The organism is Protofrankia symbiont of Coriaria myrtifolia (assembly GCF_900634755.1).
GTDB lineage: Bacteria > Actinomycetota > Actinomycetes > Frankiales > Frankiaceae > Protofrankia > Protofrankia coriariae.
This window is the reverse complement of record NZ_CAAAFS010000055.1, coordinates 1-13,475: the sequence shown is the minus strand read 5'-3', so window position 1 is coordinate 13,475 and position 13,475 is coordinate 1. Positions and strand designations below refer to the sequence as shown.

11 protein-coding genes and 1 tRNA gene are annotated in these 13,475 nt (G+C 70.1%); 8 read left to right on the top strand and 4 right to left on the bottom strand.

Annotation, left to right across the window (positions count from 1 at the left end):
- Nucleotides 1-45: 45 nt before the first annotated feature.
- Complete coding sequence (locus tag CM1CMNOD_RS02960; protein WP_013872187.1) at nt 46-771, bottom strand: response regulator transcription factor; 726 nt, start codon at nt 769-771, stop codon at nt 46-48.
- 537 nt (nt 772-1,308) lie between these two features.
- Here CM1CMNOD_RS02960 and CM1CMNOD_RS02955 point away from each other — a divergent pair.
- Nucleotides 1,309-1,380 (top strand) — tRNA-Thr (locus CM1CMNOD_RS02955).
- A gap of 29 nt (nt 1,381-1,409) precedes the next feature.
- Nucleotides 1,410-1,712 carry an MOSC domain-containing protein gene (locus CM1CMNOD_RS02950; RefSeq protein WP_050803314.1) on the top strand — a complete coding sequence of 101 codons (303 nt, stop codon included), beginning with the start codon at nt 1,410-1,412 and terminating at the stop codon, nt 1,710-1,712.
- A gap of 91 nt (nt 1,713-1,803) precedes the next feature.
- On the opposite strand, the gene CM1CMNOD_RS02945 is transcribed toward CM1CMNOD_RS02950, so the two are convergent.
- Nucleotides 1,804-2,385 carry an inorganic diphosphatase gene (locus CM1CMNOD_RS02945; RefSeq protein WP_083828129.1) on the bottom strand — a complete coding sequence of 194 codons (582 nt, stop codon included), beginning with the start codon at nt 2,383-2,385 and terminating at the stop codon, nt 1,804-1,806.
- Nucleotides 2,386-2,866: 481 nt separating this feature from the next.
- On the opposite strand from CM1CMNOD_RS02945, the gene dacB reads away from it, so the two are divergent.
- The 5 genes from dacB (at nt 2,867) to folE (ending at nt 11,024) form a co-directional block, all read left to right on the top strand.
- Nucleotides 2,867-4,381 (top strand): D-alanyl-D-alanine carboxypeptidase/D-alanyl-D-alanine endopeptidase, encoded by a 1,515-nt coding sequence (dacB, locus tag CM1CMNOD_RS02940; protein WP_013872185.1) that lies wholly within the window; start codon nt 2,867-2,869, stop codon nt 4,379-4,381.
- 270 nt (nt 4,382-4,651) lie between these two features.
- Nucleotides 4,652-5,851, top strand: a complete 1,200-nt coding sequence (locus tag CM1CMNOD_RS02935) for a zinc-dependent metalloprotease (protein ID WP_013872184.1) — start codon at nt 4,652-4,654, stop codon at nt 5,849-5,851.
- A gap of 147 nt (nt 5,852-5,998) precedes the next feature.
- A complete protein-coding gene (gene hpt, locus CM1CMNOD_RS02930; RefSeq protein ID WP_013872183.1) occupies nt 5,999-7,861 on the top strand; it encodes a hypoxanthine phosphoribosyltransferase in 1,863 nt (620 codons plus the stop codon).
- A gap of 266 nt (nt 7,862-8,127) precedes the next feature.
- Nucleotides 8,128-10,290: an ATP-dependent zinc metalloprotease FtsH gene (gene ftsH, locus CM1CMNOD_RS02925; RefSeq protein WP_013872182.1), complete on the top strand. Its 2,163-nt coding sequence runs from the start codon at nt 8,128-8,130 to the stop codon at nt 10,288-10,290.
- Nucleotides 10,291-10,379: 89 nt separating this feature from the next.
- Nucleotides 10,380-11,024, top strand: a complete 645-nt coding sequence (gene folE, locus CM1CMNOD_RS02920) for a GTP cyclohydrolase I FolE (protein WP_431307068.1) — start codon at nt 10,380-10,382, stop codon at nt 11,022-11,024.
- 125 nt (nt 11,025-11,149) lie between these two features.
- Here the strand turns inward: folE and hisG are convergent, their stop codons facing one another.
- Nucleotides 11,150-11,995: an ATP phosphoribosyltransferase gene (gene hisG / locus CM1CMNOD_RS02915; RefSeq protein WP_013872180.1), complete on the bottom strand. Its 846-nt coding sequence runs from the start codon at nt 11,993-11,995 to the stop codon at nt 11,150-11,152.
- Between the two features lie 51 nt (nt 11,996-12,046).
- Entirely contained in the window at nt 12,047-12,391 is a 345-nt protein-coding gene (locus tag CM1CMNOD_RS02910) for a phosphoribosyl-ATP diphosphatase (protein WP_013872179.1), read from the bottom strand.
- A 204-nt stretch (nt 12,392-12,595) separates the two neighbouring features.
- Between CM1CMNOD_RS02910 and CM1CMNOD_RS02905 the strand changes: the two genes are divergently transcribed.
- Nucleotides 12,596-13,390, top strand: coding sequence for an HAD family hydrolase (locus CM1CMNOD_RS02905; protein ID WP_013872178.1), 795 nt, complete (start codon nt 12,596-12,598; stop codon nt 13,388-13,390).
- Nucleotides 13,391-13,475: the final 85 nt, after the last annotated feature.

Here is a 13,475-nt window from a genome sequence, read left to right as displayed (position 1 = left end):
GGACACTAGGCGGTCAGTGACCCCGCGCCGCCGGGCAGGGCGGGATCACGGGTCGAAGCGGTATCCCATGCCACGCAGGGTCGTGACGAGCCGACGCTGCGGTGGGCGTCCCTCGACCTTGGTCCGCACCCGACGGACATGCTCGGTGACGGTCGCCGGATCCTGGAAACGCGTGCCCCAGACCTGCTCCAGCAGTTCTTCACGGCTGAAAACCCGGCGGGGATGGCTCGCCAGGAAAGCGAGCAGCTCGTATTCGCGCGCGGTGAGATCGACCCGCTCACCGGCGACCGCGACCTCCCGGGCACGCAGGTCGATGGAAACGTCTCCGTAGACGAGCGGGTCGTTTCCATCGCTGGTGCGCTGCGGTGGCGGCTCGACGGGGCGACGGCGCAACCTGGCTCGCACCCGCGCGACAAGTTCCCGCAGCGAGTATGGCTTGACCACGTAGTCGTCGGCCCCGAGTTCCAGACCGACGACTCGGTCGACCTCCTCGGCCCGGCCCGTCAACATGATTACAGGTACTTCGCTGGTCTGCCGCAGCCGGCTCAGTACAGCGAAGCCATCCATACGCGGCATCGCGACGTCAAGCACTACAAGGTCGACTTCGGTCGTCTGGAAAAGCTTGAGCGCGGTCTCGCCGTCAGCCGCCTCGAGTACCCGATAGCCGAATCGTTCAAGGCTGCGGGCAAGCGCAACCCGAGAAGCTTCGTCGTCCTCGGCGACGAGTAGGGAAGCCCCCCTCGTTGCTGTTGCAGTTGCGTCCCCGGTCATGGCCGAAACCCTACGCAAGCTCTCCGGAACCGCTGCGAGCGGGGTATCGGCATGTGTGGGGTTCCCTGATTTAAGCACGTTATAGTAGCGCGACGACTACTTATTGTCAATGAAAGGGCATCGGAGGCACACAGGATCGGGAGCTCTCGACAGCCCCCCGCCTCGACCCGGCCGCAACATGGAAGAAACATGATCTTACCATCCTCGCCCCTGAACGATCACCCGTACCGTCACGCCCACGTCGGCGGCGGGATTCGCCGGGCCGCTGGATCGCCGGGCCGCCGAATCACCGGAAAGCGACCGCCGCTCGTCCACACCGAGGATCCGCCACCCTGATCCGCCACCCTCGCCGCAGCACCGTCACCGCCTCCCCTCGCGGTGTCCGCCACCGGCCGACAGGGCCACCCGGACCGGTCTGGCATACTCGGTGAGGCTGGATTCCTCGGGGTGCCGGCAACGCGGGAAGATTCACGATCAAGATTTACGATCAAGAGGTTCGCGATCCTACCGCCAGCCAGCCCCTGGAGCCAGTGACACGCCGGAGTAGCTCAGTGGCAGAGCAATCGCCTCGTAAGCGATAGGTCGCGGGTTCAATCCCCGCCTCCGGCTCAGACCCCCCTCTGACCAGGGCAGGCGCTGTGCGGCTGGGGCTCAGCGGCTGGGTCAGGACGTTCACGCTGCGAGCGGTGCCAGGCGCCTACCTGCGCGTGATACGGCCGGGGCACGTCCGCCGCGGCGACCCTGTGTCGGTCGAGCGCCGACCCGATCACGATGTCACCATCGGTATGACCTTCCGGGCGCTGACGACCCAACCAGAGCTTCTCCCCTTTCTGCTCGAGGCTGACGACCTACCAGAAGAGATCAGGGAGCGGGCCCGGCGCAGGATGCCCTTCGGCATCCCGGGCATCCCGCCAACCGACGTCACCCGCACGCGGCCGTAGGCACCGATCATGGTCATGGTGGTGAACCGGCGAGGATCCGCCACCACGACCGCGATCGGTAAACCTGTGCGGATCCGTCGATCCACAGTGATCAGGCGGATCTGACCTCCGGGGCGGAGTGTCCCGGGACGCCCAGGGCGGAGGTGTCCGGCACGGAGCCGTCGTGGTCTCCCCCCGCGGCGGCGACCGCCTCCTCCTCGCGCCGGATCGAGGCAAGAATCTCCCGCTCCGCGTCGGCGCGGCCGACCCACGACGCCCCCTCGACCGACTTGCCCGGCTCCAGGTCCTTGTAGACCTCGAAGAAGTGCTGGATCTCCAGCCGGTCGAACTCCGGAAGATGCCTGATGTCCCGCAGGTGCTCCTGCCGGACGTCCGCGACCGGCACGCACAGCACCTTGTCGTCAGGGCCCTTCTCGTCGCTCATCTGGAACATGCCGATCGTCCGGCACCGGACCAGACAGCCCGGAAAAGTCGGCTCCTCCAGCAGGACGAGCGCGTCCAAAGGATCACCATCCCGGCCCAGCGTACCCTCGATGAACCCGTAGTCCGAGGGATAGTGGGTGGATGTGAACAGCATCCGGTCGAGCCGGATCCGTCCGGTGCGGTGATCCATCTCGTATTTGTTCCGCTGCCCTTTCGGGATCTCGATGGTCACATCGAACTCGAGGTCCACTCCATCCCCTGTCGTGTCTGTGGGCGCGTCCCGTCCGAAGCGCCCTTGTGTTGTGTACTTGTTACCAGTGTCGGCATCCACGCACGTCACCTCGAAGGTCGCGGGCCGATCCGGCGGTGACGATTCACTGTCAGGGCAGGAGCCCACAGTGAAATCCGCCGGGCCGGATCAGCCCAGGGTCTACCCGGGAGGGCATTCCCCACGATGGCGGCCCGACCCCCGGACCGCGGCCAACGGGCCGGCGAGCCACGGGCCGCACGGTCATGCTTTTTCCACGCTCACCCGTCCCGCTCTCGGGGCTGCTGCCGGCTCCTGGACTTCCCGGGTCGTCAAGGACAATCCGGGAAGTCCAAGAGGTCCGCAGCGGCCACATCCCCCGGCTGTGGAAGCGCGCTGGTGGCGAAAAACATAACCGCGCGGCCATCAGCTACGGGCGCGGCCATCGGCCACAGGACATAGTCTCCCGCACGTGACCCCTCCGATGCCGGGCCGGGTCGGTGGGCTCACCGCCATCGCCACCGCGCTGCTCGCCGGTCATCTTTCCGTCCCGCCCGTGGACAGCCCGAACATCGCGCCCGCTCCACGGCCCGCGGCCGCGCCCTTCCCCGCCCTGGACCCGACGGTACGGGTCGCCGACCCCGCGGCGGTCAGCGCCAGGCTCGCCCGTCCGCTTGCCAACCCGGCGCTGGGCAACCCGGTGGGGCTGGTCGTCGACGCGCTGTCCGGAGCGACGCTGTTCGACCGCGGGTCGACCACCGCGGTGGCCCCCGCGTCCACGCTGAAGACCGTGGTCGCCGCGGCCGCGCTGACGACCTTCGACGCGCGGACGACCCTGACGACCCGGGTCTTCCACACCCCGTCAACCGCACCGGCCGGTCCCGCGCCGGGCGGTGCTGAACCGGGCGACCCCGTGACCGGCACGGTGGCAGCTGCCGGCACGGACGGCGCCGGGACGACGGGCGGGCCGTCGTCCGCCGCCTCGGCCGGCGGTGGCACGCTGTGGCTCGTCGGCGCGGGCGACCCGACGCTGACCGCCGCGACCGGGCCGGCCGACTACCCGGCTCCAGCCCGCCTGTCGGAGCTGGCCGCCCAGGTCCGGGCGGCCGGTATCACCGAGGTCGACCGGCTGGTCGGCGACGGGACGCTGTTCACCGGGCCGTCCACCGCGGCCGGATGGCGTGACAGTTACGTCGCCGAAGGCAATGTCACGCCGGTGTCCGCGCTCGAGGTCGACGGTGGGCGCACCGCTCCCGGCGCGGCCGGCCCGCGGACCACGACTTCCGACCTGGCGGCGGTGAACGCCTTCGCGGCGGCGCTGCGCCGGGCCGGTGTGCGGGTCGCGTCGACCGGGGTCGGTGCCATGCCCGGCGGCCCCGAGGCCGGCAGCCCCGGCACCGGCAGCACCGGCGGCTCCGGTTCCGGCGGGGCCGGGCCCCGGCAGGTCGCCGAGGTCCACAGCCCGCCGATCCCGTTGCTGGTCGAGCGGATGCTGACCTACTCCGACAACGATCTGGCCGAGAGCCTGGGGCGGCTGGTGGCCCACGCCCGTGGCCTGCCGGCGTCGTTCGACGGCGCCACCCGGGCGGTGCTCGACGTCCTGCGGGAGCTCGCGGTGCCGACCGCCGGCGCGAACCTGGCGGACACCAGCGGGCTGTCCACCTCGAACCAGATCGCCCCGGCGACGCTGGTGGCGCTGCTGCGAACCGCCGTGCTGCCCGGGCATCCGCAGCTGCGGACCCTGCTCACCGGGCTGCCGGTCGCAGGCTTCTCCGGGACGCTGGGCGACCGGTACCACGCGCCCGACACCCGTGCCGGCGCCGGCGACGTCCGCGCGAAAACGGGCAGTCTGCGCATCGTGACAAGCCTCGCCGGCCAGGTCGTGGACACCGACGGCCGACTGCTGCTGTTCGGCTTCTTCGCCCCGGTCGAGGAGGCCGGCACCACCCGGGCAGCCCTCGACCAGATGGCCGTCGCGCTCGCCTCGTGCGGATGCTGACCGCGTACGGATGCCGGCGGATACCGGCGCGTCCGGCAGGACACCGAAGCGTCCGAAAACACGCGGTGCCGCGGCGCCGACCACTCGAACGGACGCCGGATGTCCGGAACCGGACGCGCGGAACCGGTGACGAGCCGGGCGGGGAAACATCCGGAAGGCGGCGGCCATCCGGAAAAATCATCCCACGGTGACGCGGGAATGGTCGACGGTGATCGACGGATGGCAACGATAAAGCTGTCATCCCCAGGGAGAGGACATAGGCTGGCGGATGTGGACGCCGAGCCAGTGGACTGGGACCTCGCCGTAGCGACCGCGCGGCGGCTTGTCCGGCCAGGCCCGCAACTGCCCCGCGCCGAAGCGGACGCGGTGGTCGCGGACCTGCGGCGGCTGGCCGTCGAGGCGGAAGGCCATGTCCAGACATACACCCGGCTGGAACCAGCCGGTCCGGCCACGCCGATCGCCGTGGTGGACCGTCCGGAGTGGGTCCGCTCGAACGTCGCCGGCCTACGGGTGATCGCCGGGCCGCTGCTGGGCAAGCTCGCGGACCGGGAGCGGGGCAGGCTGTCCTCGGCTGTCGGACGCACCGTCACCGGCGTCCAACTCGGCACCGCCCTGGCCTATCTCGCGGGCAAGGTCCTCGGGCAGTATGAGGTTTTCCTCCCACCCGAGCAGGCCGGTGCGACCAGCCCCGCCTCGACCGCGGCCCCCGGGGAACCGGCCGAGGCCCTCCGCAAGGAGCCAGCCGCCGGAGCGGACGGGGCCGGGGCGGACACCCCCGCACGGCAGATCGTCGCGCAGGCCGGGCGCCTGAGCCTGGTCGCACCGAACATCGCCCACGCCGAGCAGACGCTGGGGGTCAACCCACGCGACTTCCGGCTGTGGGTCTGCCTGCACGAACAGACCCACCGCACCCAGTTCACCGCCGTCCCGTGGCTGCGTCAGCACCTGGAGGACGAGATCGGCGCGTTCATCGAAGCGACCGATCTCGATCCGGAGGTGCTCGCCGAACGGGTGAAGTCGGCCGTCAGCGCCGTGCGCGGCGCCGTGCTCGACCGCGGGCCGAACGCGCCGAGCATCGTCGAGGCGCTCCAGACGCCCGCCCAGCGGCAGGTCCTGGACCGCCTCCAGGCGCTGATGACCCTGCTGGAGGGACACGCCGACCAGGTCATGGACGCGGTCGGCCCGAAGGTCGTGCCGACCGTCACCGAGATCCGGACGCGTTTCGACAGCCGGCGCGGCGGTGGTTCGCCGATCGACCGGTTCGTCCGTCGTCTGCTCGGGCTGGACCTCAAGCTTCAGCAGTACCGGCAGGGTGGCGCGTTCGTGCGGGCCGTCGTCGCCGAGGCCGGGGTGGACGCGTTCAACCTGGTCTGGGAGTCTCCCGAGACGCTGCCGACCCGCGCGGAGCTGGTCGATCCGGTTGCCTGGATGCAGCGTGTGCTGGGCTCGCGTCCGTCCCTGTCGGCCTGACCAGGGGTGTCGATCACCGGACAGGACGAGCGGGGCCCGTGCCCAGGGCAGCCCCGCGGCCCGCGGGACGATGCCTCAACATCCGTCACAGCATCCGCCGGGATACCCGCCGCGACACCTGCGGGGGGCGGCGCACCCGGCGATGCCATGGCACACGACGGCGCGGGGGCGCGTGGCGTGATGCGGGCGTGCAGGGCCGTGAGCGAGATCCGGGTGGCCGTCCGACGCTCGATCGCCGATCTCGCCCCTGGCAGCCTGGTGCTCGTGGCCTGCTCCGGCGGGGCGGACTCGCTGGCGCTGGCCGCCGCGCTGGCGTTCATCGCCCCGCGCCGGGCTCTGCGCGCCGGGCTGCTCACCGTCGACCACGGCTGGTACGAGGGTTCCGCGGCGCAGGCGGCCACGGTGGCCGCGCACGGCCGGGCGCTCGGGTTCGACCCCGTCGAGGTGCTGCCGGCGCACTCCCCGCGTTCGGAGGGCGCTGCCCGGGAGGCTCGCCGCCGCGCGCTGCTCGACGCGGCGGGGCAGCTGCGGGCGAGCGCGCTGCTGCTCGGTCACACCCTTGACGACCAGGCCGAAACGGTGCTGCTGCGGCTTGCCCGCGGGTCGGGCACCCGGTCGCTGGCGGGCATGCCCCGCCTGGACGGGGTGATCAGGCGTCCGCTGCTGGACGTCCGCAGGTCGGCGACGCGCGACGCGTGCCTCGCCGAGGGGCTGACACCGTGGGACGACCCGACCAACGCCGATGAGGCGTTCGCCCGGGCCCGGGTCCGGCACCGGGTACTGCCTGTCCTGGAGGAGACCATCGGGCCGGGCATCGCCGAGGCGCTCGCGCGCACCGCGGACCTGCTGCGGGCCGACACCAGCGCGCTCGACGCCGACGCGGCGCTGGCCTACGAGCGTCTGGCGCTGCCCCGACCCCACCGAAGGCAGCGCGATCATGACTTGGACGCGGACGGGCCGCCCGACGGGCCGGGCAGCGAAGCCGACGGCGGTGGCCCGGGCACGTCCGGGCCACCGGCTCGGGTCGACCTTGACCTCGCCGGACTTGTCACGCTCAGTGAGGCGTTGCGTACCCGGGTGCTGCGCCGGGCGGCCCTGGCCGTGGGAAGCGCGCCGACCGGCCTGCGGGCCGATCATGTCCGGGCCATGGACGATCTGGTGACCAGATGGCGTGGGCAGAAGCCCGTTCCGTTGCCGTCGGGTGTCGTCGCCGGCCGCGCGGATGGCAGGATCTCGGTGTTCCGCACCACCGGGCCGCGAGCCGCGGGCCGGGGGGAGACCTCCGCACGGCCCGTGGCCCACGGGTCCGGGAGCCAGTCCAGCACCCACGCGCGGGACGTCCTGGCCGGCCGGCCGCGCGGACACTCCAGGGAGACTCAGGTGGCCGCTGCGCACACGATGCCCGACGAGATCGGCTTCGGCGGGCTCGGATCAGGAACGGATCTTCCCCCGCGGGCAGACCGGCATCCCGACATCGCCGAGGTGCTGGTCACCCCTGGTGACATCGCCGGCAGGATCGGGGAGCTCGCCGCCCAGGTCGACGCCGACTACGCCGGCCGCGAGGTGCTGCTCCTCGGTGTTCTCAAGGGCGCGGTGATGGTGATGGCCGACCTTTCCCGGGCCCTGACCATACCGGTGACCATGGAGTTCATGGCCGTCTCGTCGTACGGCTCGGCCACCTCGTCCTCGGGTGTGGTGCGCATTCTCAAGGATCTGGACCGCTCGATCGAGGGGCGGGACGTGCTGGTGGTCGAGGACATCATCGACTCCGGCCTGACCCTGTCGTGGCTGCTGCGCAATCTGCGCTCGCGGGGGCCGGCGTCCCTGGAGGTGCTCACGCTGCTGCGCAAACCGGAGGCGCTGGCGGCCGACATCGACGTCCGGTACGTCGGTTTCGACATCCCGAGCGCCTTCGTCGTCGGCTACGGCCTGGACTACGCCGAGCGTTACCGTACGCTGCCCTATGTAGGGACGCTGAACACGGACGCGATCGAACGTGGCGCCCGGTAGGCCTGGTCCGCACCGGCACGGGCGTCGCTGCGGACTGTGTTGATGATCTCGCAAATGATGGATCCGGCGGATCGACGGCGGCGGATCGTGCCACGAACCGCCCATTCGGGGCAGCGCGGTGGAACGGTACGCATCAGTTGCCCGTTGCTCGGATGTACACGCGGTAAGGCGCGCGTACCGGCGGTACCCTCGGCACAAGGGAATCCCGAACGAGGGCGGCACACACGTCAGGAGGGTGGAGCGCGCGTGTCCAGCGCTCCAGGCAGATGACTCCAAGAAGAATCTTCCGCGGCTGGGTGCCTCTGCTGCTCCTGGCCGTACTCGTGATCATTCTCGCGACCAATGTGCTGTCTGGCTCAGGCGAGTACACCAAACGTGACCTGAACTTCATTCAGCAGCAGATCGCCGAGGGGCAGGTCCAGGCTGCCACCATCCAGGACTCGAAGCAGCGCATCGAGATCACGACGAAGGACAAGTCCGAGTACGAGTCGTCCTACGTCACCGACCAGGCCGTAAAGCTTGCCGATGATCTGCGGGGCCACAACGTCCCCTACGAAGTCAAGGTCGAGCAGGGCAACATCATCGTGTCGCTGCTGCTCAACCTGCTGCCGGTGCTGCTGGTGGTGTTCCTGCTGTTCTTCTTCATGAACCAGATGCAGGGCGGCGGCAACCGGGTCATGAACTTCGGCAAGTCCAAGGCCAAACTGGTCAGCAAGGACACGCCGAAAACGACCTTCACCGACGTGGCCGGCGCCGACGAGGCCATCGAGGAACTCCAGGAGATCAAGGAGTTCCTGGAGAACCCCGGCAAGTTCCAGGCGATGGGGGCCAAGATCCCCAAGGGTGTGCTGCTCTACGGGCCACCCGGCACCGGCAAGACGCTGCTGGCCCGCGCGGTCGCCGGCGAGGCCGGCGTGCCGTTCTACTCGATCTCCGGCTCGGACTTCGTGGAGATGTTCGTCGGTGTCGGCGCGAGCCGCGTCCGGGACCTGTTCGAGCAGGCCAAGGCCAACGCCCCGGCGATCATTTTCGTGGACGAGATCGACGCGGTGGGTCGCCATCGCGGGGCCGGACTCGGCGGTGGCCACGACGAGCGTGAGCAGACCCTCAACCAGCTCCTGGTCGAGATGGACGGGTTCGACGTCAAGGGCGGTGTGATCCTCATCGCCGCGACGAACCGGCCCGACATCCTCGACCCGGCGCTGCTGCGCCCGGGCCGTTTCGACCGGCAGATCGTCGTCGACCGGCCCGACCTGCTCGGCCGTGAAGCGATCCTGAAGGTGCACGCCAAGGGCAAGCCGATCGAGCCGGACGTCGACATGCTGGTCATCGCGCGCCGGACCCCCGGGTTCACCGGCGCCGACCTGGCGAACGTGCTCAACGAGGCCGCGCTGCTCACCGCCCGGTCGGACCACAAGTTCATCTCCTCGGACCTGTTGGAGGAGTCGATCGACCGGGTGATGGCCGGCCCGGAACGCAAGAACCGGGTGATGAGCGACAAGGAGAAGAAGCGGATCGCCTACCACGAGGGCGGGCATGCGCTGGTCGGGCACGCACTGCCGAACAGCGACCCCGTCCACAAGGTCACGATCCTGCCCCGCGGGCGGGCTCTGGGCTACACCATGCAGCTCCCCCAGGAGGACCGCTACCTGCGCACCCGGTCGGAGATGCTGGACGACCTCGCGGTGTGCCTGGGCGGGCGGACAGCCGAGGAGCTGGTGTTCCACGAGCCGACGACGGGCGCCAGCGACGACATCGACAAGGCCACGAAGATCGCCCGTTCCATGGTCACCCAGTTCGGGATGAGCGACAAGCTCGGCGCGGTCAGGTTCGGTGGCGAGAGCAGCGAGGTCTTCCTCGGACGCGACATGGGCCACCAGCGCGACTACTCCGAGGAACTCGCCGCGGAGATCGACGCCGAGGTCCGCCAGCTGATCGACTCGGCGCACGACGAGGCCTGGGAGATCCTCGTCCGCTACCGGGATGTCCTGGACAACCTCGTCCTGCGTCTCATGGACGTCGAGACGCTCGGCAGGGACGAGGTCATGGAGATCTTCGCGACCGTGGAGAAGCGGCCCAGCCGCGGCTCCTACACCGGCGTCGGCAAGCGTCTGCCGTCCGACCGGCCACCGGTGATGACCCCGGCCGAACTGGCTCTGCACAAGTCCGGCGACGTCACCGATCTCGTCACCGGTACCAGCACCGGGCAGCACGGCCGGACGAACGGAGCTGGCCGCGGCGGCAACGGTTCCAGCACCCCTGGTGGGAATGGATCCACTACCACCCCGGTTGGCCCTGCTGACTCCTCGGTACCCGGGGAGGAGGACACCAGGGCGGGCTCCCCGGCGCCGTCGTCGCCCATCCCACGGATCTCGGACCCGTGGGCGCCCCCGAGCCTGCCGAACGACGACGACAGGGGACGCCGTTGACGACCGATTCCGACCTCGCACCTCCCAGCAGCGGACATATCTCCCTTTCCAGAGCCTCCGTGGACACCGTGGACGCGGCCACGCAGAACGTGAACGCCGGTACGGTCCCCGCCTCGGACGTCGCCCGCCAGCGGCGGGGACCGGATCTCGGGCCGCAGGCCGTCCGGCCGTTCGACCATGAGCGGGTCGCCCGCGCCGTCCGGGAGCTGCTGATCGGTATCGGCGAGGACCCGGACAGGGAGGGGCTGCGCAAGACCCCGGAACGGGTCGCCCGTGCCTACCGGGAGGCGGTCGAAGGCCTCGGGCGGGACCCCTCCGAGGTGCTGACCACCGTTTTCGACGAAGGCCACGAAGAGATGGTGCTGGTTCGCGACATCGACTTCACGTCGCTGTGCGAGCACCATCTGGTCGCGTTCGCAGGCAAGGCGCATGTGGCCTACATCCCGAACGAAAGCGGCCAGATCACCGGGCTGTCCAAGCTCGCCCGGCTCGTCGACCTGTACTCGCGACGCCCTCAGGTGCAGGAACGGCTGACGACCCAGATCGCCGACGCGCTGGAACAGGCCCTCTCCCCCAGAGGGGTCATGGTCGTGGTCGAGGCCGAGCATCTGTGCATGTCCATGCGCGGGGTTCGCAAGCCGGGCGCCCGCACGATGACGTCAGCGGTGCGCGGCCAGTTCCTGAGCACCGCGACCCGCAACGAGGGTATGTCGCTCATCCTCAGCCACCGCTGACCCGGCCACCGCTGGCTTCCCGCGGGTGGCCCTTGGACGACGCCCCGACCGTGTCTGACGGACGTTCTCGACCGCACGGGCGGGTGTGCCCCCATCAGACACGGTCTCGCCCGTCCAGACACGGTCTACAGCCGGCAGGCCTGGATGGACGAGACGATGATGCCGCGGGCGCCGATCTCCCACAGGTCGTCCATCACCCGGTTGAGCTCCGTGTGCGGCACCATGGCGCGCACCGCGACCCAGCCCTCACGCTGCAACGGGGATATGGTCGGCGACTCGTAACCAGGGGTTATCTCGCAGGCTTTCTCAAGCACGGAGTTCGGAACGTCGTAGTCCATGATGACGTAACGTCGGGCAACCAGCACACCCTGGATGCGACGCAGCAGCCGTTCGTGTGCCGTGGTGAGGTCCAGCCCCTTCTTCACCACGACCACGGCCTCCGAGTACAGCACCGGTTCGCCCAGCAGCGTCAGCCCGTGGGCCCGCAGCGTGCGCCCGGTCTCCACCACGTCCGCGACGGCGTCGGCGACCCCGAGCCGGATGGCGGTCTCCACCGCGCCGTCCAGCCTGACGATCTGGGCGTCGACCCCGCGCCGGGCCAGGTCGGCGGTGACCAGCCCGGGGAAGGAGGTGGCGATCCGGGTGCCGGTCAGACCGTCGATGTCGGTCACACCCCCTTCCGGCACGGCGTAGCGGAAGGTCGAGAACCCGAAGCCCAGTGGCAGCAGCTCGTCGGCGGCGACGCCGCTGTCGATCAGTAGGTCGCGGCCGGTGATGCCGATGTCCAGCCGGCCGGCCCCGACGTAGACGGCGATGTCGCGCGGTCGGAGGAAGAAGAACTCGATGTCGTTCTCGATATCGGTGACGACCAGCTCCGCCGATTCGCGACGCGCCTGGTAACCCGCATCGACGAGCAACTGACTGGACGCGGTCGCCAGCGCCCCCTTGTTGGGCACCGCGAGTCGCAGCATCACAGCTCCCGTGTCACAGTCCGGCACTGAACGCGCACCGAAGGGTCGTTATCACAGCCTGGAGTATACGTCGTGCGGTGTCAGACCCGCGGAAATCATCACCAGCTGACTCCAGTACAGCAGCTGTGACAGTTCCTCCGCGACCCGCTCCGCCCCCTCGTACTCCGCCGCCATCCAGGTTTCCGCGGCTTCTTCGAGGAGTTTCTTCCCGATGTGGTGAATTCCTTTGTCCAGCGCGTCCACGCTGCCGGATCCGGGCGTTCGTTCACGCCATTTTTCAGCCAGCTCGAGATATAGTTCGTCAAACGTTTTCATCGCTTCCCGGGCACCTTCCTTCCCACGGCCTTCCCGCCAGTCGCAAAAATGATCGTTCTGGACGCTGGAAGGGCTGTCCACCGCCCGGATCCCACTCCGGCCGGCGACCCAGGGACCTCGGCCTCCCGGACCACGCGCATGCTAACGCAGCACACTACGGCCCCGCGGGACACCCGGCCGCAGCATGATCATGCCCTCTTCGGCCCCACAACCCCCGAAACCCGGCCTCCGGCAGGATGGAGGGCAGTCGGCGCAGCCCGCGTGGATGCGGTTTACTGAACGACTGTGTTCTGCCCAGCGCTCGTCGCCACCGATCTCGACGGGACGCTGATCCGCACCGACGGCACGGTCTCGAAGCGCACCCGTGCCGCGCTGGACCGGGTCAGGAGCGCCGGGTCCGTCGTCATCTTCGTCACCGGCCGCCCGACCCGGGTCATGGCCGACATCGTGGCCCAGACCGGCACGTCGGGCCTGGCCATCTGCGCGAACGGCGCGCTCGTCTACGACCTGGACAACCACGCCACCCTCCGCCACCGCGTCCTGGACACCGCCACCGCGCTCCATCTGGCCACCGAGATCAGGGCGATCGTGCCGGACGCCGCCTTCGCCGTGGAGAGCGGCACCCGCTTCGGCCGGGAGCCGGCCTTCAGCACGATGTGGCCCGACCCGCACGAGGCCGTCGGGCACGTCACCGAACTGCTCACGGCCCTGCCCGCGACGAAACTGCTGGTCCGGCGCGCGCTGTCCGCGGGCAGCTTCGCCGACGTCCACGGTGCCATCGTGGCTGCCGCCGGATCGACGGCCGTGGTCACCACGTCCAGCTACGATCTTGTGGAGATTGCCGGGGCGGGCGTGTCCAAAGGCGTCGCCCTGGCGGAGATCGCGGCCGGGTACGGCGTGTCCGCGCGGCGCGCGATCGCCTTCGGTGACATGCCGAACGACCTGCCGATGTTCGCCTGGGCCGGCCACGCCGTCGCGGTCGCCAACGCCCACCCGGACGTCCTCGCCGCTGCCGACGAGATCACCGCCTCCAACGACGCCGACGGCGTCGCCCACGTCCTCGAACGCCTCTTCCGCTGACCGCGCCGCCTTCCATCGGCCGCGTCACCCTGGCCGCGGCGGGGTGGCGGCGGGTGACGCCGAGGGCCGCCCCGGCGAACAGATC

What these genes read in the sequence shown, in the direction of transcription:
- ftsH (WP_013872182.1), top strand. Translation starts at nt 8,128, where the DNA reads ATGACTCCAAGAAGAATCTTCCGCGGCTGGGTGCCTCTGCTGCTCCTG.
- dacB (WP_013872185.1), top strand. Translation starts at nt 2,867, where the DNA reads ATGCCGGGCCGGGTCGGTGGGCTCACCGCCATCGCCACCGCGCTGCTC.
- hpt (WP_013872183.1), top strand. Translation starts at nt 5,999, where the DNA reads ATGGCACACGACGGCGCGGGGGCGCGTGGCGTGATGCGGGCGTGCAGG.
- CM1CMNOD_RS02960 (WP_013872187.1), bottom strand. Translation starts at nt 771, where the DNA reads ATGACCGGGGACGCAACTGCAACAGCAACGAGGGGGGCTTCCCTACTC.
- hisG (WP_013872180.1), bottom strand. Translation starts at nt 11,995, where the DNA reads ATGCTGCGACTCGCGGTGCCCAACAAGGGGGCGCTGGCGACCGCGTCC.